The sequence below is a fragment of the Virgibacillus ihumii genome (assembly GCF_902726655.1).
Classification (GTDB): Bacteria; Bacillota; Bacilli; order Bacillales; family Amphibacillaceae; genus Lentibacillus; species Lentibacillus ihumii.
On the sequence record NZ_CACVAN010000001.1, the window covers coordinates 3,678,727 to 3,696,660 of the forward strand.

General features: G+C 42.1%; 15 protein-coding genes and 1 other RNA gene. 14 read left to right on the plus strand and 2 right to left on the minus strand.

Going from position 1 to position 17,934, the window contains the following annotated elements; genetic code table 11:
- The first annotated feature begins 26 nt into the window (after positions 1 to 26).
- The 6 genes from HUX68_RS18265 (at position 27) to HUX68_RS18290 (ending at position 6,044) form a co-directional block, all read left to right on the plus strand.
- The gene (locus HUX68_RS18265; RefSeq protein WP_174616134.1) at positions 27 to 845 is read left to right on the plus strand and encodes a PRD domain-containing protein; all 819 of its coding nucleotides are present in this window, start codon (positions 27 to 29) and stop codon (positions 843 to 845) included.
- 47 nt (positions 846 to 892) lie between these two features.
- Positions 893 to 2,359, plus strand: coding sequence for an N-acetylglucosamine-specific PTS transporter subunit IIBC (nagE, locus tag HUX68_RS18270; RefSeq protein WP_174616135.1), 1,467 nt, complete (start codon positions 893 to 895; stop codon positions 2,357 to 2,359).
- A gap of 127 nt (positions 2,360 to 2,486) precedes the next feature.
- Complete coding sequence (locus HUX68_RS18275; protein ID WP_174616136.1) at positions 2,487 to 4,091, plus strand: fatty acyl-CoA synthetase; 1,605 nt, start codon at positions 2,487 to 2,489, stop codon at positions 4,089 to 4,091.
- Between the two features lie 193 nt (positions 4,092 to 4,284).
- Positions 4,285 to 4,407, plus strand: coding sequence for a small, acid-soluble spore protein L (gene sspL / locus HUX68_RS18280; protein WP_425509548.1), 123 nt, complete (start codon positions 4,285 to 4,287; stop codon positions 4,405 to 4,407).
- 183 nt (positions 4,408 to 4,590) lie between these two features.
- Positions 4,591 to 4,775, plus strand: a non-coding RNA gene (ssrS, locus tag HUX68_RS18285) — 6S RNA.
- Between the two features lie 120 nt (positions 4,776 to 4,895).
- The gene (locus HUX68_RS18290) at positions 4,896 to 6,044 is read left to right on the plus strand and encodes an AI-2E family transporter (protein WP_174616138.1); all 1,149 of its coding nucleotides are present in this window, start codon (positions 4,896 to 4,898) and stop codon (positions 6,042 to 6,044) included.
- Between the two features lie 108 nt (positions 6,045 to 6,152).
- Here the strand turns inward: HUX68_RS18290 and HUX68_RS18295 are convergent, their stop codons facing one another.
- Entirely contained in the window at positions 6,153 to 7,022 is an 870-nt protein-coding gene (locus tag HUX68_RS18295) for a patatin-like phospholipase family protein (protein ID WP_246206716.1), read from the minus strand.
- Positions 7,023 to 7,351: 329 nt separating this feature from the next.
- Here HUX68_RS18295 and HUX68_RS18300 point away from each other — a divergent pair, with 329 nt between their 5' ends.
- From HUX68_RS18300 to HUX68_RS18335, 8 genes are all read left to right on the plus strand, one after another.
- Positions 7,352 to 7,849, plus strand: coding sequence for a GNAT family N-acetyltransferase (locus HUX68_RS18300; RefSeq protein WP_174616140.1), 498 nt, complete (start codon positions 7,352 to 7,354; stop codon positions 7,847 to 7,849).
- 959 nt (positions 7,850 to 8,808) lie between these two features.
- Positions 8,809 to 9,888 (plus strand): sensor histidine kinase, encoded by a 1,080-nt coding sequence (locus HUX68_RS18305; RefSeq protein ID WP_174616141.1) that lies wholly within the window; start codon positions 8,809 to 8,811, stop codon positions 9,886 to 9,888.
- Between the two features lie 12 nt (positions 9,889 to 9,900).
- Complete coding sequence (locus HUX68_RS18310; protein ID WP_174616142.1) at positions 9,901 to 10,539, plus strand: response regulator transcription factor; 639 nt, start codon at positions 9,901 to 9,903, stop codon at positions 10,537 to 10,539.
- Between the two features lie 276 nt (positions 10,540 to 10,815).
- Positions 10,816 to 11,748: an ABC transporter ATP-binding protein gene (locus HUX68_RS18315; protein WP_174616143.1), complete on the plus strand. Its 933-nt coding sequence runs from the start codon at positions 10,816 to 10,818 to the stop codon at positions 11,746 to 11,748.
- A 10-nt stretch (positions 11,749 to 11,758) separates the two neighbouring features.
- Entirely contained in the window at positions 11,759 to 13,027 is a 1,269-nt protein-coding gene (locus tag HUX68_RS18320) for an ABC transporter permease (protein WP_174616144.1), read from the plus strand.
- Entirely contained in the window at positions 13,024 to 14,130 is a 1,107-nt protein-coding gene (locus HUX68_RS18325) for an ABC transporter permease (RefSeq protein ID WP_174616145.1), read from the plus strand. The genes HUX68_RS18320 and HUX68_RS18325 overlap by 4 nt, the downstream gene beginning before the upstream one ends.
- Positions 14,131 to 14,223: 93 nt before the next feature.
- Complete coding sequence (locus HUX68_RS18330) at positions 14,224 to 14,712, plus strand: DinB family protein (protein WP_174616146.1); 489 nt, start codon at positions 14,224 to 14,226, stop codon at positions 14,710 to 14,712.
- Positions 14,713 to 14,885: 173 nt separating this feature from the next.
- Complete coding sequence (locus tag HUX68_RS18335) at positions 14,886 to 15,848, plus strand: alpha/beta hydrolase (RefSeq protein ID WP_246206717.1); 963 nt, start codon at positions 14,886 to 14,888, stop codon at positions 15,846 to 15,848.
- A gap of 70 nt (positions 15,849 to 15,918) precedes the next feature.
- Here HUX68_RS18335 and HUX68_RS18340 read toward each other — a convergent pair whose 3' ends face one another.
- Entirely contained in the window at positions 15,919 to 17,925 is a 2,007-nt protein-coding gene (locus tag HUX68_RS18340) for a S9 family peptidase (RefSeq protein ID WP_174616147.1), read from the minus strand.
- Positions 17,926 to 17,934: the final 9 nt, after the last annotated feature.

Genomic DNA, 17,934 nt, shown 5'->3' on the forward strand with positions numbered 1-17,934 from the left:
ATCTGCTAAAGGATGGGACCCTACAAATGAAAATTAAAAAAATCTTGAATAACAACGCGGTGATTGTTTTTGATGACGGGGAAGAAAAGATTGCAATCGGCAGTGGTGTTGCCTTTAACAAGCGAAAGAATGATGTGTTGAGTCAGCATAAGGTTGAGAAGCTGTTTGTCCTGAAAGAAAATGAAAAGCTGCAGCAATTGTTACTTCGGATACCTGAAGCACATTTTACCGTCTCAGAACAAATTATGAAGCATGCGGAAGAACGACTTGGGACAGAACTGAATGAACACATTCGTGTCCAACTCGCAGATCATATTTCGTTTGCAATCGAGCGGGAACAGAATGGCATTCATCTTAAAAATAAATTGCTCCGCGAGATAAAAATTCTTTATCCTGAAGAATTTGAAATCGGTTTGTGGGCAGTCGGACATATTGAGGAACAATGCAGTGTTCGGATGGCAGAGGATGAGGCAGCGTTTATCGCCTTGTATATCCACACGATGAAAATGCAAGGAGGTGATGTACATCAAACCGTCAGACAGACAACAATGATTCAGGATATGGTCCAGATGATCAAGGATTATTTGAATATAGAAATCCGGGAATCGGATATATCGTTCGAACGTCTCGTAACACATCTGCAATTTGCTGTGACGCGGGCAAAAAGTTATGACAGTCATGTTATGGATAAGGAAATGTTCAACATGATCAGAAGGAAATACAGCTCTTCTTATCAATGCGCCAGGGAAGTGGCAGTAAAATTACAAAACGCCTATAACATGACACTTCCGGAAGAAGAACTTGGCTATATAACACTTCATATCGAACGGTTGCGAAAGCTTTAAGAACTTTGAAAACGAATTCATATTTTTTACGTTTGGAGGATTACGACATGATGAAATATTTACAGAATCTGGGCCGCTCGCTGATGCTGCCTGTTGCTGTATTACCGGCTGCTGCGATACTGGTCGGAATCGGCAATTATATTCTGCAATTTGTGGATGGCAGCACGATTGGTACATTTATTAAAAATGGCGGTCTTGCTATTATCGATAATTTGGCAATGATCTTTGCAGTAGGTGTAGCCATAGGTATGTCGAAAAATAAAGACGGAGCTGCTGCATTGAGCGGACTTGTCGGTTTCCTTGTAGTAACTACACTGCTCAATACAGAAAAAGTAGCCAGTTTACAGGGAATCGAAGCATCCAGTGTTAATCCGGCATTTGGAAATATTGAGAATGTGTTCATTGGAATTTTATCCGGACTGGTTGCTGCGATGGCTTATAATCGTTTCAGCGATGTCCGTCTGCCCGATGCCTTTGCATTCTTCAGCGGGAAACGGCTTGTTCCGATTATGACGGCTGCCATTATGTTTTTGGCTTCAGCAGTATTATTTTTCGTTTGGCCGGTTGTGTATTCGGCACTGGTTTCATTTGGTGAAACTATCAGCGGATTGGGAGCAGTCGGTGCCGGATTGTATGGATTCTTTAACCGATTGCTTATTCCAACCGGGTTGCACCATGCACTCAATTCAGTGTTCTGGTTTGATGTTGCAGGCATAAATGATATCGCAAATTTTTGGTCGGGTGAAGGGGAAAAAGGAATTACCGGACGCTATCTCGCCGGATTTTTCCCGATTATGATGTTCGGCCTGCCTGCAGCTGCGTTAGCGATGTATCATACAGCTAAGACGAAGCGGAAAAAGCAGACGGCATCCTTGATGCTCGCTGCCGGTTTTGCATCCTTTTTCACTGGTGTAACAGAACCGCTTGAGTTTTCATTCATGTTCCTTGCACCGGCATTATATGTGGTACATGCAATCTTAACAGGATTATCATTATTCGTTGCAGCATTTTTTCAATGGACAGCCGGATTCAGTTTCAGTGCCGGGCTTGTTGACTATACGTTAAGTTTCGTTGCACCAATGGCAAAAGAACCGTACATGCTGATTGTACAGGGGCTTGTATTTGCGGTTATCTATTACTTCCTGTTCCGATTCCTGATTGTCAAGTTCAACTTGAAGACACCGGGGCGTGAAGACGATGCGGACTTGGAGACAGAAGATGAGGATGCAGATGCCGCTGAGGAACCTGCTTCCGGAAAAAATGAGACAGCCGTCATAGCAGAAACGATTTATGATGGTCTTGGCGGCGATGAAAACGTGCTGACCGTTGATAATTGTGTATCGCGGTTACGTCTTGAGGTAAATGATATGGAAAAGGTGGACCAGGAAAAAATTAAAGCAACAGGTGTGCCGGGTGTCAATGTAGTCGGTAAGCACAACATCCAGGTGGTTGTCGGCACACAGGTTCAGTTTGTTGCGGATGAAATCAGGAAGATTCGAAAAGAAGAAGATTGATATTTACCGGGACAGAGGTACAGCCCCTTGTCCCGGTTTTAATTTGCTTTATTTTCTTATCTGAATTAAAATAAAAAAAAGAAAATTCAGCACTTAAGTCATCAAAATTCATTTGAGGGGTGGAGAAATGAAGTCAGGAACAGAAATCCATGATGATTTGAACAGGATGTTGAAACGAGCACGCAGAAATACATTAGGGGACTTACTGGCAAGGACCCGCGACCGAATGCCGGAGAAATTTGCATTGGCATATGGTAGTCAGTGGCTGAATTATGCGGAACTGGATGATCTTGTCAATCAGACAGCACATGCTTTTTTGGATGCCGGGATGCGGAAAGGTGACATGATTACGGTCATGTCCAAAAATAGTTTGGATTTCGTTGTGGTTAATTTTGCTTTGGCAAGGGTTGGAGCGGTGATGATTCCAATCAATTACATGCTGACTGGTGAGGATATTCAATATATTTTGGAGCATGCAGAGGTAAGCGGATTTGTGGCATCGGAGGAATATGCGGGTGTTTTGGATAAGTCTGCGGGAAGACTGAATATTAAGTTCCGCTATTTGATGGATGCAATCGGTACATATGACGGAGACCTTGCAGCCTGGACAGCATTATCGGAAGCGCGGGATGGGCAGCCGGCAGATTTTGTCGATTCCGACCTGGATGACGATGACCTTGCACATGTGCTGTATACGAGCGGAACGGAATCACGACCCAAAGGAGTTATGCTCTCACACAAAAGTTTAATCAGTGAATATGTAAGTTGTATGGTTGATGGTCATATGGCAGCGGAAGATGTGGCAATCCATGCACTTCCACTTTATCACAGCGCACAGCTCCACGTGTTTTTAGGACCGAGTGTTTATGTCGGATCAAGCGGTATCGTTTTGGGTGCGGCAAGCCCCGAACTTATTTTGAAAACAATTGAAGAAGAAGGTGCAACACAGCTGTTTGCGCCGCCAACCGTGTGGATTGCGCTTCTGCGGAATCCGGACTTTGATAATCGTGATCTCTCAACACTTGAAAAGTGCTATTATGGCGCTGCTATCATGCCGCGTGAAATTTTAAAAGAACTGGCTGAACGTCTTCCAAATGCAAAGTTCTGGAATTTCTACGGTCAGACCGAAGTAGCTCCGCTTGCCACAGCATTGCAGCCGGAAGATCAATTGCGCAAACTGGGGTCGGCCGGTGTACCAACATTGAATGTGCAGACAAAAATTGTAGATGATCACGATCAGGAAATCGGACGCGGGGAAATGGGGGAGATTGTACATCGGACACCACATACGATGAAAGGCTATCTGCATGATCCGGACAAAACCGCCGAAGCGTTCCGTGGCGGCTGGTTTCACAGCGGTGATCTGGGTGTAATGGACGAGGAAGGCTATATTACAATTATCGACCGCAAAAAAGATATGATCAATACAGGCGGCGTTAACGTCTCCAGTCGTGAAGTTGAAGAAACTCTATACCAGCTTGATGGTGTATCGGAAGTTGCTATCATCGGTATTCCGGACACATACTGGATTGAGGCGGTTACTGCAATTATTGTTCCAAAAGTAGGTGCGAGGTTGTCGGAAGATCGCGTCATGGAGTTTTGCCAGGAGCGGCTGTCAACATTTAAGGTGCCTAAGTATGTCGATTTTGCTGATGAATTGCCGAAAAACCCGAGTGGTAAAGTGTTGAAACGCTCATTGCGGGATCAGTATGAGCATTTGGCTGAAAAATAGTAAGGTGTGAGAAGTAACCGGCCAAGTGCCAGAGCTTATAAATGAAGCGCTAGAAGTTCACAATAGAAGTGCTAGAATTTCACAATAATGGTGTAAGAATTTAAAAATAAAACGCTATCCAGGCGGCATAAAATTTTCGGCTTACTGAAATACTATTAACTGGAGGTGTTTTAGATTGGCTGAAAACGATAAGATCAGAAGTGATAAGCGGGTTAAATCGAGTGTCAATCCTCAGGGCATGAGTGAGGATAAGCGAGAACAGCGGCCGGAATCACAATTGGAGCAGCGTGCAAAAAAGAAGAACACAAAAATTTAAGGTTGAACATCATCGACACAGCTCTATTGTATTGAAGTGATAATTGGTCAACTATGCCGGGAACGTTTAACATGATCAGCGACAATGGAACTGAATGAAATATACGAAGCGCTTCATTGAAAACGTTTGCAAAAATAGGATTTTTTTCCCATTGCAATTTTTGGAGGATAGGTTTAAGATAAGAATAAGCTGCAATGTTCGTATTAACTTAAGTTTTAACCTCTAACAGATGAATAGGGAGTTTTATATTGGAGCTCAAATGTCGTGCCTCGAATCATGTGGAAGACAGGAAGGTTTCTGCAAACACCCACTTTGCGAAGTGGTGGTTTAAAACTTTTTATGAAAAATACGGCAATTGTGGCTGTTATCTTTTACAATGACAGGTCAGTTTCCTGAAGGGAACTGGCTTTTTTGTGTTTTATCATAACATCGCTTCGATGGAATATTTCTATAATTTATTCTATAATTTGGATATTAGGAGGTTTGGGATGAAAAATTCGAGCAGATTCATAAAATTTATGGGCGGTCGTGATTTGCTGTTTGTGTTGATACTTTTAGCATTGATAGGCATCACCGTCTTTATTTTTAATCAGGTTCAGTTTATATTTAATCCGCTTATTATTGTATTATCAACAGTTGTACCGCCAGTGATCCTCGCGTTTATAGCATATTATTTGCTGAACCCAATTGTAAATCTCCTGGAACGTGTACATATAAGCCGGATTTGGGGAATTCTCATTATAATCCTTGGCATAAGCGGATTGGTCACAGGACTTGTATTATTGATTGCTCCGGCGGTCGAGGCACAGGTCAAGGATTTAGCCGAAAAATTTCCATCGTATCTCGAACAGATGGCAAACGGGTTTCAATCATGGATTCAAAGCTCGTTTTTGGCACCGTATTATGACCAGGGTTATTCATGGCTGACGACCCATCTAAGTGACATAACGAGTAAAATTGGTGAATATCTTGGTGGTGCTATCAAAGGGATACAAGGTATTGCCAGTGCATTGACCAGTATTGTGGTTGCCATTATCACGTTTCCGTTCATTTTGTTTTTCCTGCTTAAGGACGGAAATCATTTTAAACATTACTGCTTGAAATTATTGCCCTCAAAATACCGGAAAGACGCCGATCAAATTCTTTACAATATGGATGTTCAAGTCGGCTCTTACATTCAGGGGCAAATAATTGTTGCACTTTGTATCGGTACATTATTATTTATCGGTTATTTGATCATCGGACTGGATTATGCGATTACCCTTGCAATTATTGCTGCCGTTACGAGTGTTGTTCCATATCTGGGACCGATTATCGCAATCACACCGGCAATCATCATCGCATTGGTTGCTTCACCAATCATGCTTCTTAAATTGGGCATTGTTTGGGCAGCTGTACAGTTTCTCGAAGGCAATTTCATCTCGCCGAATATTATGGGAAGAACGTTGAGTATCCATCCGCTCACGATTATTATTGTTTTGCTGGCAGCCGGAAATTTATTTGGAATTGTTGGTGTAATCCTTGGCATACCAGGGTACGCGATTATTAAAGTGATCACCATTTACATCTTTGGGAAATTCAAAGCGCGCTATAACCATTTTTACGGTGAAGAACATGGATATTATGAAAAAAAATAACGTACACCAAACAGACGCCCGTTAGGAAAGTCAGGGCGCCTGTCGAGGATTTAAAATAAATTGAACTCACCTTTAATCAGCAAGCAATCTGTGAGATTGGATAAGTCCTTAAATATTATGTGAAAAATTATAGGACGGTTTTTCTGTACTTTGCAGGAACTTTTGCAATGCAGTATGTTTTCTTTCCGCTTCTTGATAACCCTGGTGATATAATGCTTCAAGCTTAGAATGGCTTTTTTCAATTCTGCTTGCTTCCAGCGGCTTTTCAGGCTGGATAATAAAGACTTCGTTGCGCTTTTCCATGGCAAGTAATTTCTTCATTGTGTCATTATAAAGCAAATGCCTGTCGTGCAGCAGTTTGATCAGTTCAGGTTTATTCTTAAAAAATCGCTTGAAAAACCAGTTTAGTTTTGTCGGTTTTTTAATATAACCTTTATTTCGGGTAAGAATGACAACATGTTTTTTTATGCCCAAATTAACCAATGGAGTAATTGGTATAGGGTCAGATACACCGCCGTCAATTAATTGTTTTCCGTTATAATCAATACTGGGGGCTAAAACGGGTAATGAGCAGGAAGCTCTGATAATCGTTGAAAGATCTTTCTGCTTTTGGAATGTATCATAAAAAATGGGTGTTCCGGTATTTATATCGGTTGTACCGATGATAAATTTGGACTCTGCTTCGCTGAAAGCCTGAAATTCAAGCGGGAAAGTTTGATTTGCCAGTTTTTCAAAAATAAAATCCATGCTGAACAATTCTTTTTTTTGCAGCAGCCGTTTGATGGATATGGCTTGCTGATTCTTGCCAATAGCATGAAGCAGTTGAATGTTCCGCTCACGCTGCTTGGCAATATAGGAACTTCCAATTAATGCTCCGGCTGATGCTGTCGCAACATAAGGGAATTCAATCCTGTGCTCAAGAAAGTAATCCAGTACGCCAATTGTGAAGGCGCAGCGCATACCTCCACCTTCCAACATAAGGCCAGCCTCGTATTCCAAATTTCACACTTCCTTCTTCTTATATACGAGAAATTATATCAGTCATATGTCTGCCAAACAATTTTTATGACTGAATCGTTCATTTATTTGATGGGATGCTTTTAGAAAAACCAGCGTTATATGATGATCGCACTGAGCAAGAGACTGCCGGTAAAAATAATTGAAAAGAGCTGTCATGAACCAAAAGCAATAAAACATATAGTAAAAGAAAAACGTTCCAAGTTACAGGGGGACGTTTTTCAATTTTAAGAAGGAAAATATCATTTCATGTAGAATATTGGTTTATAGAGAAAAGGGGATGGAGCAAAATGGAAATACGATTATTGGAACCAGAAGATGCCGGAGCATATCGGAAGCTGCGCCTGGAAGCATTGCTGAACAGCCCTGAAGCATTCCTGACCAGTCACGAGGAAGCCGAAAAAATGTCGGAGGATGATTATAAAGTCAGACTGCAATCAGATGCAGCGTTCAATTTTGGTGCGTTCAGGGAGGATAATCTGATCGGGATGGTTGCACTTGTTCGTGAAACAAAAAATAAGATCAGTCATCGCTCCAGTGTTTTTGGAATGTATGTCACTCCTGCATACAGGGGGAAGAGTATTGGAAAAAAACTGATGCAAACGGCGGTCGAACATGCCAGGTCGCTCGATGGTGTCAGTCAGGTATGTATGTCAGTAGTTACTACCAATACTACCGCGAAAAGCATGTATTACGCACAGGGGTTTGTCCCGATTGGAACACATAAAAAAGCTATTCAATTCGGGGAAGGCTTTCTTGACGAGGAGCATATGGTAATGGTGCTGTAAATGGATATTTGACGGGAAAATAAAATTCATCGCAAGAGCAGCTGGAATCATGTTATTATAATCAGAAAAAAATATTTTCAACAAATTTCACAATCGACAGTCTAGTTTTTTCTCATAAAACGAATTTCTGTAATGAATCATTTTAATAGACGATTATGACGGGTTATGATACGATTTAATTAAGACAAAAGTATTAATAATTCACGAGTTGCAAAAGTGTACCGAAACTTATGAACTAGTTGGCAAGTAAATTGAAAATGATGAATAATTTCAAGTGGAAGGAAATAGAATTACATTGGTTGTAATTTTTCGGAGTCAATAAGCGGGCCGCAAGCTGTAACTTGCGACCCGGACAGTTATCCGCAAGGCGCGGCGACTCCGAATCGGGATTTTTCACAAAAGAGTAATTACCCCACGTTTACGGAGACGACAGGGTGATTACTTCTTTTCATGGCTGCCAACAAGTAAAACTACGAGTGTTCCAAACATCAACATCAACTCGAGAGTCTTGTCAATTTCAATCACTCGCTCACCCCTTTCTGGGGATTCCGAGCCGCCAAGTAAAAAGAGTGATACTTTTTACTGCTTCCCGAAAGAAGCCTCACCCTGTATAGACCTGTCTACTATAGTATACTACAAAAGTGATGATTCATGTGGTAATTTTTAGGAAATGGTCCAATATTCTCATGATGACGGGCTGTTTTATGGTATTATGCATACTTTGGTCACGCATGTACTTCCGATAAAGTGAATCATTGGTTCTGTTGTATACTTCATACCGGGACAGATTATCCCACCCTTCCCAAATTATGCTGCACAACAATACAGTCATAAGAAATATTGACTGCCAGATAATCGATTTCCTGCATCAGTTTTTAGATAAAAACACCCCTTTGTCTCAAATGTTTCTTATTATACGATATAATAAAGGCATCATTTGGAAAGCGGGGGGAATTCATGTGAAGACTTTCTGGTTTCGGCTGGTGATTTTCAGCGGTCTGTGGGGACTCATTATTTTACAGGATAGTGAGTATGCAGCGCTTAGTATATTTTTTGCCGCACTATCGCTGGGATTATTTTTCTTTTTATCCATCCATAAAGAAATGTTTGTTATCTGTTTCGGCTTATCGACTGTTATTTTTGTTCATGGTATCCTATGGACTGATTCCGCTTTCTATACTTTATTGCTGCTGTATTTTGTCACGGTGGTTTCCCTGTATCGATTACAACGAAGAATTCTGATTACATATATTTTTATTAATTTTTTGTTATCTGTGCACATAGCTTTGCTGTATGCGGATTATGCGCTTGAGTTGATTATTCTCAGTGGGTTGTTTTACTTTATGGTGTTTGCTTTGAATCGTCTGGTAATGGAGCGGAAAGGGCAGGCTGAGCAATACGAACAAATGCTGGAGGAGTACCGTAAATTAAAACGGATGAATCTTACCGCTGAAAATAACGCACGGCTGGAAGAGCGGACAAAAATTGCCCGGGACATCCATGATTCAGTTGGACACCGGTTGACAGCGCTGATTATGAAACTTGAAATGCTTTCCATTCAGCAGCAAAAACCGGAGTATCAAGAACTGAAAAAAATAGCACAGGAGAGTCTTGACGAAATCAGACAGGCGGTGCAAACATTGCAGCAGAATGAGCAGGAAGGGTTGGCAACAGTGGTGCATTTGATTCGTAAGCTGGAGGCGGAAAGCCACATTCTTGTGCAATTCACGATGAAACAGGGTGTGCTGTCTGTAAAACTTTCCAATCAAAGCAGTATTGTGTTGTACCGTGCCATTCAAGAAGCATTAACGAACACGATGCGTCATGCACAGTCACGTGAAGTGCAGATCATTTTGGGGAAATCTGCAAACGGCGGGGTTTCTTTTGAAGTAATCAACCAGATATTTCATGCGGTCCCATTTACGTATGGATTTGGACTGTCCAATATGAAAGAAAGGGTGGACGAGGTGCATGGTACGTTACAGATTTATCAGACGGCGGAAAAGTTTGTTGTTCAAGGAACCATTCCGGGTGAATAGGGGGTTGACGTGATGTGGCGGGTACTGATTGCGGAGGATCAGGATATTGTCAGACAAGGGTTAAAGGTGATTTTGGAACAGGACGAAAATATCAAAGTTGACCATGATGTGGAAAATGGACAGCAAGCAATAACAATTTTGGAAAAAAATATTGTTGATTTTGTTTTGATGGATGTTCGGATGCCAGTCATGAACGGCATTGAAGCAACAAGAGAAATCAAGAAATGCTGGCCCGATGTAAAAATACTGATGTTGACAACATTCAATGATGATGAATATGCACTGCAGGCGTTACGGGAGGGTGCCAATGGGTTCTTGCTTAAAACGTCCGATTCGGCAAAATTGATTGAAGCGGTGTACAGCTGTATGAAAGGAGGCCTGACCATTCATGATGAGGTAGCTGCAAAGGTTATGCCGCGTTTGCTGGAAGGAACAGCGGAAAAGTCATCTGTTGAAGCTGATCTTTCACCAAGAGAACAAAAGGTGACCTACTTGGTAGGGCAGGGAAAAACAAACAGAGAAATTGCTGATGAATTGTTTTTGTCAATCGGCACTGTTAAAAATAAAATCACGCATATTTTACAAAAAACAGACCTTCGTGACCGGACACAGCTGGCGATTTTTGCAGTGAAGCATGGAATAGGTGAATGATTAAAAGACTTTCTGATTGGAGGGTCTTTTTTATTTGTGCTGCATGCGTTCAAGAATCGCTCCGTAACACATGATGTAAGGGTTCAGATTAAACGGAAAATCGTGCTATCGCGCCGAACAAAATTCCTAATCCCGCTGAACAACCAGAATCTGTAAGCCGTGGGTATAGTTTCTCGTGTTATGACTATAGTCACCGTAATTTCCGGAAATCAATGACCTGAGTTAGTGTGCGAATTAGTGGGATGGCATTACACTATATTTAGAGGAGGCAGGGAGATGCTGGAGCTTGTTGATTTGTCCAAGAAATTTAAACAGTTTTATGCGGTAAAGAACGTTAATATGTTTATCGAAGAAGGTGAAATTGTTGGTCTGCTTGGGCCAAACGGTGCAGGTAAGTCAACGGCGATTTCGATGCTTTCGTCATTGACTGAGCCGACGGAAGGGGATGTTCGCTTTCGGAATGTCAGCATTATTGACAGTCCGGGACCAATTCGTAAAGTGATTGGCATGGTGCCACAGGAAATAGCGCTGTATGATGATTTAACCGCGCAGGAAAATTTACAGTTTTTCGGCAGAATTTATCGATTATCAGGCACCGAATTGAAAAGGAGAATCGATGATGTGCTTCATTTGATCGGTCTCACGGAGCGACGGAAAGATGTCGTTAAAAAATTTTCAGGGGGAATGAAACGCCGACTGAATATTGGTGTGGCACTCCTGCATAATCCGGAATTGATTATTATGGATGAGCCGACAGTAGGGATTGACCCACAGTCACGAAGCTACATTCTGGAAACAGTAAAGCGGTTGAATAAGGAGAAAAAGATGACGGTTTTATACACCAGTCACTATATGGAAGAAGTTGAATTTCTTTGTGACCGGATTTATATCATGGACAAAGGAAACTTAATTGCGTCAGGTACCCAGGAGGAAATCAAGCAGATTCTTTCAGCGGAAAAATCAGTTTCGATTCAGGCAACGCGCTGGAATGATACGTTTATCGGGGCATTACAAAATGATCCGACAATCAGCCGCGTTACCGTAGAGGAAAAAGCATGCAGTGTCATTGTGCCAAAGGAAACAAATGTGTTTGGTACCATTCTGAAATATGCGGAGGAAGCGGGAATTGAGCTCACATCCGTTAACGTGCAGACTCCTACGCTTGAAGATGTTTTCCTGCATCTTACCGGAAGAGCTTTAAGGGATTAGGGGTGATTCAATGATCTGGCAAATTATAAAGAAAATCGGTTTGACTTTGCTTCGTAATCCATTTCAGCTGCTTTTGCTGATTGGACTTCCGCTTATCTTAATTTTGATTCTGGGTGTAGCTCTTGGCGGAGTGATGAATGGCGAAACAACCTCGATTGAAGCAAAAGTTGCCATTGTGGAAAACGGAAATGAGCAAAAGCAGATTGACCGATTTGTGAAAGATGTAGGAGAGGACAGTAAACTACCGGAAAAGAAGATAAACAGAATACAACGGGCTGCTGAGCAAATGGCACCAATACAGCGGATTAGAACTATTTTTAAAAGTGAAGGTCTGCGGGATATTGTGACGATGGAGACTGTAAAACCTGCCAATCTGGACAAAGTTTTGCAGGATGATTCATATGCAGTGATTATTGAGGTTCCGGATCATTTCACGTATCAAACATTGCAGAAGCTTTTGCTTGATAAAAAATCACAGTCTTCACTGAAGGTTTATGAAAACGGCGAAAAAGATATTGCGGCATCGGTTGTACAAAATGTTCTGCAGCGATACCAAGAGAACCTGACGTTGGTGAACTTTGTTCGGACTAAGGGAATTGCGATGGACGCGATACAGGTGGATGCAGAAAAAATCACCGGTGATATCAAGTCAGTGGATCAGGCTGAACCGGTATCAGCCAAGGATTATTATGCAATTGGAATGGCGGTGATGAATGTGCTGTTTATCGCCTCGACAATAGGCTCCTATGCGTTTCGTGAGAGAAAAATGCATGTTTTTAACCGGATTATATTGGCGGATGTATCCAGATGGGTTTATTTTACAGGAGTGCTGCTTGCCGGGGCAATTTTCGCATTTATTCATCTGTTCATCGTGTTTGGTGCAGCATGGCTTTTCTTCGGTGTCGCATGGCTGGATGTAGCTGGGTTTTTGATTGTAACACTTGCTATGGCAGTCGCGGTAGGTGGGTTATCTGTTTTAGTGGTGGCAATCAGCTATCGTTTCAATTCGGAAATGATTATTAATTTTTTCTCCAATATTATCATATCTGTATTAGCCTTTCTGGGAGGAAGCTTTTTCCCTATCGGGCAGTTTGCCGAAATAATGAGTAAGATTGGCAACCTCACGCCAAACGGGGCTGGGATGACTGCTTATCTGAATGTAATCAGAGGCAGCGGTATGTCTTCTTCCTGGGAGCATCTGATTTTTCTGGGAGTTTTTGCTGTCGTATTGATTTGTATTGCTGCATTCAGTTTTCCGAAAAGGGGGCAAGTCCTGTGATTGGTATTTTCATGGCAAAAGTGAAAATGTTCCTGCGTAATCCATGGACATTCATTATTATGGTTGTGATGTCGGTTGGTTTTGCACTCGTTCTGGGGTCTGGAAACCCCGCAACTGTTACAGTGCCTGTTTATACCGAGAATGGTTCCATCCGTGATTCTGCTGTCGGTGAGACACTTGAACAATCCGATGCCTTTTCCTTTGAGTGGGTATCAAAAGAACGGGTAGAGCAGCAGGTTCATAGCGGGAATGTCGAAGTTGGGCTGCTCCTGAGTAAAAATGATTATGATGTTATTGTCGGTGTATCTTCAGCAAATGCAAATCTGGTACATCAGACAGTACGTGAGGCGTATTTGAAAAAAGCGCAATATAATAATATTGCAAATGAAGGTGGTGCGGCCAGTCCTTCAGAGAAAAAAGAATTCATGGAACAATTGGCAGCTGCCGATGCCGTGTTCTCCATGGAGTCAAGTTATTTTAACGGGTCAAAAGCAGACTCGTTTGACATGAAATTGCATACGTTGTTCGGCTTCACATTGTTTTTTGTCATTTACACGATTGCCTATAATGTGTTTTATGTGTTACTTGAGAAAAAAGAGGGCATTTGGGATCGGATCATTCTGTCACCTGTAAAGAAATGGGAAATGTATACAGCAAATTTTCTGTACACCTTTTTAACCGGTTACTTACAGGTGGTCATCGTGTTTCTTGTTTTCCGTTATTGGGTCGGTATCGATTTTAATGGCAGGTTTTGGGAGTCGCTGCTGCTGATCACTCCATATGTGTTTGCTATCGTTGCGTTGTCGATTCTGGTAACCGGGATTGTAAAAACCGTTCAGCAATTTAACGCGATGATCCCGATACTTGCAGTAAGTATGGCGATGATTGGCGGTGCGTACTGGCCACTTGAAATTGTCCAATCCGAAATAATGCTGTTGCTGTCAAAATTCGATCCAATCACGTATGGCATGGAAATTTTGTATGGTGCAGCGATTTATGGACAGCCAGTTGATGAATTGCTGTTTCCAATGAGTATTTTACTGCTGATGGGGGTGCTGATGACCGGGGTAGGCATTCATCTGATGGAAAGAAGATATGTTTGATTAAAAGATTGGCCATTTACTGGTCAATCTTTTTTAAATGGAGTGAAAGATTGCTATAATAAAGTGTTCCACTAAATTTTGGGGGGATTATGTATGAAATTAAATGAACGCGCCCGCACTACTATGCTGGCAGAAACGGAAGGACTTTCTGATGAACATATTAACAAAAGACCTGCAGAGGATAGATGGTCCATAAAACAGATACTGGAGCACTTATATTTGATGGAAGGCGCTATTGCTAAAATAATACAAAAACAGCTGGAAGAAGGGGAAAGGAAGGATATTTCCGATAAACCAATTGAGCTTACGGTCAACCGTGAAAAAAAAGTGGATGCATCGGATTTTGTTATTCCTGGAGATGACTTTGCAACACGTAAAGAACTGATACAAAAACTGGAAAGCAGCCATAAGCTGCTTGCGGATACTGCTATTAATGCTGATGAAACGCTGCTTGAAGAGCGAATGTACCCGCATCCGCAATTTGGCGAGTTATCACTGAAACAATGGATACCTTTTGTTGCCTATCATGAAATGCGGCATACAGAACAACTCAAAGAGGTGAAGCATGATTTGAATCTATAAAATTTACTCAGCAGCCAAACTTTTCCCCTTTTGCATGGAAGTACCAGCATATATTGGGCGAATATTTCCGTTTTTTTTAGTATAATAGAATAAGAGACTCTTTTGGCAGTTAAGAAAAACTTCGGCACTCGCTATTAGAGGATGCTAAGTTTTTCCAAGAAAGGGGAGAAGATGTGAAACGGAAAAAATGGCTGAAGATTTTAGTTGCTGTTATAAGTGCTTTATTTATTATAGATATGATTGCAAGTTTTTATTTTTATAATTTGGCAATTGACCGTGGTGAGAAGGATTTCCTGCAGGGAAATGATGATCTGGAAGTTTCCGCTGAAACAATGGAAGTTCTCTTGGATGGTGACTGGCGAACCTGGGTTGATAAACAGGACTTTGATAAGTGGACGATGACGTCGTACGATGGGCTGGAATTGAAGGGATACTTCCTTGAGGCGGAAAAGCCGACAAACAAGGTGGTTGTTTTTGCCCATGGATACCTTGGCGATGCAATGGATATGGGGTTATATGGCAAGTACTATTATGAAAAAATGGGCTATAATATTTTTACGGCTGATGCACGCGGACATGGTGCGAGTGAAGGTGAATATATTGGCTTCGGCTGGCACGACAGACTTGACCTGATTGACTGGGTTAATAAGATTGTGAAAAAGTACGGGGAAGACACGGAAATCGTGCTGCATGGTGTGTCGATGGGAGCTGCGACTGTATTGATGGCAAGCGGTGAGGATCTTCCGGACAACGTTAAGGCAATTATAGCTGACAGTCCGTACACGAGTGTATATGGCATGTTTGAATATCAGATGGAACGGATGTATCATTTGCCGGATATTCCGATTCTGCCAAGCACCAGCCTGGTTACACAATTTAAGGCAGGTTATTCATTGAAGGGCGCCTCGGCGTTGAAACAGGTGAAAAAGGCAGAAGTCCCAATTTTGTATATTCACGGAAAAGCAGACACATTTGTTCCGACAAAGATGAGCTATAAACTTTATGAAAATACGAAAAGTGAAGCGGAAATTATGACTGTGGATGGTGCAAACCATGGTGAATCTTTCGTTATCGCCAAAGATAAATATGTGAGAAAAATGAAAGCATTTTTGGATAAATATATGAGTAACGAATAAAACAAACGGCTGACATCGAAGTTGATGTCAGCCGTTTGTTTTTTTATCCGTTTTAACGGGTAGTATTACTTTATAAATGTGTTTCAAACCAGCGTATGATATGGTTCAGGCGCGCCAGCCGCATATCCGGATCACCGCTCCTGCTCAGCTCATGATTTGCACCCGGAAAGCGGACAAATTCGACTTCTTTTCGAAGATTTTTGAGCGTAATAAACATTTGTTCACTTTGCTCAATCGGACAACGGAGATCTCTTTCACCGTGGACGATTAACAATGGTGTCTCGACATTTTCGGCGTACTTGAGCGGGGAAAATTCCCACAGTTTTTCCGGATCCTCAAGCAGGTTTTTGCCCAACTCCCATTTGGTAAAGAAATAACCGATATCACTCACGCCGTAAAAACTCAGCCAGTTGCTGATACAGCGTTGGGTTACTGCAGCTTTGAACCGGTTGGTATGCCCGACAATCCAGTTGGTCATAAACCCGCCATAGCTGCCTCCGGTTACACCAAGCCGATTCTCGTCTATATAGTCATCGTTGGCCAATACAAAATCAACGGCAGCCATTAAGTCAGTAAAGTCTTTTCCACCATAATCCTCACGGCATGCATCAACAAAAGTCTGACCGTATCCGTGGCTTCCACGCGGGTTTGTGTAAAGAACGACATACCCTTGGGCTGCCAGCAGCTGTAGTTCGTGGAAGAATGTCTGACCATACATGGCATGCGGTCCGCCATGGATTTCGAGCACAAGCGGGTATTTTTTACTTTCTTCAAACCCATATGGCTTTAATATCCATCCTTGAATTTCCCAGCCGTCTTCCGCTTTATATGTCAAGGTTTCCGGTTCACTTAATACGACTTCTCCAAGCAGGTCATTATTTCCATTGGTCATTCGCTGCAGACCGTGCTCGTCCAGCAGGTAAAAATTACATGGATTGGTCGGTGTGCTGATTCCCAAAATAAACTTTCCGTCGGTTGAATCATAGGAAAAACCAAATACATGATTATCGTTTTTATAGAGCACCTGAAGCTCTGCAGCCGGATTGATTTGGTACAGCCCCGTTGCTCCATAATCTGTAGCAAGGAAAAAGATGTGTTTTCCATTTTTTGACCAAACCGGGCCCTCTGTTGATTGCCCGATCCTGGTATCACCAATCATTGTATCGCCTAGTTGCATGTCCCACTTACTACTCAGACAAGTACGTTTCCGGGATTGGACATCAAACATATACAATTCACTCAGTGTGGCACCCTGATGTGAATATTCATGACCGAAACAGGCAATTTTGTTCCCCTCCGGAGCGAACCGGGCATTGCCGTATGCACCTTTTCCGTCGGTCAATTGCACCTGTTCCTTCGTCATCAGGTGAAGTAAAAATAGATCATTTGTTAGTTCAAAGTCTTCATTATCATTAAGATTTGCTGAAAATAGGATAGTCCTTCCGTCTGGTGATACATCTTCCAAATGGTGGTCAGCATCTGCTGTCGTTAATTGTTCAAACCTTTCTTCATTCAACTTGAGTGATACTATCTGTGCACGCTTTTCGTCGTGAAGTCCTCTCGCATCGGACTTATATTTCAGGCGAGTCACTACGAGCGGTTTTTTGCTTTTTTCCGCCTGCTCTTTTTCCCGCTCATCCTTTGTCCATTCACGCTGATTTGTTACATCGTCATTTGTTTCAAGCGCTGCCTGGAAAAAGATTTTGCTGCCATCTTTGGACCAGATGGGGGAGGTCGCACCATTTTTGAAGGTCGTCAGCTGCTTTGCCTCACCACCATTCATTTGTAACAGGTAAAGCTGCGGTGTCCCTCCGTTCCGGTCTGATTGGAACACTGCACGACTGCCATCCGGCGAAATGCACAGGCTGCTGTTATTATTTTTGCCGAATGTCCATTGCACCGGTTCGGATTCATTCAGCTTTTGATAAAATAAATGCGATTCATATTCGTTTTTATCATTCACTGTTGTGGAAACAAAGGTATAACCATTGCCGTCCGGATTAAATTGCGGATCACTGTACACATCAATCTTCTTCAAATCCTCTGCGGTTAAGGCCCGTTTTGATTCATTACGCATACAATTTTC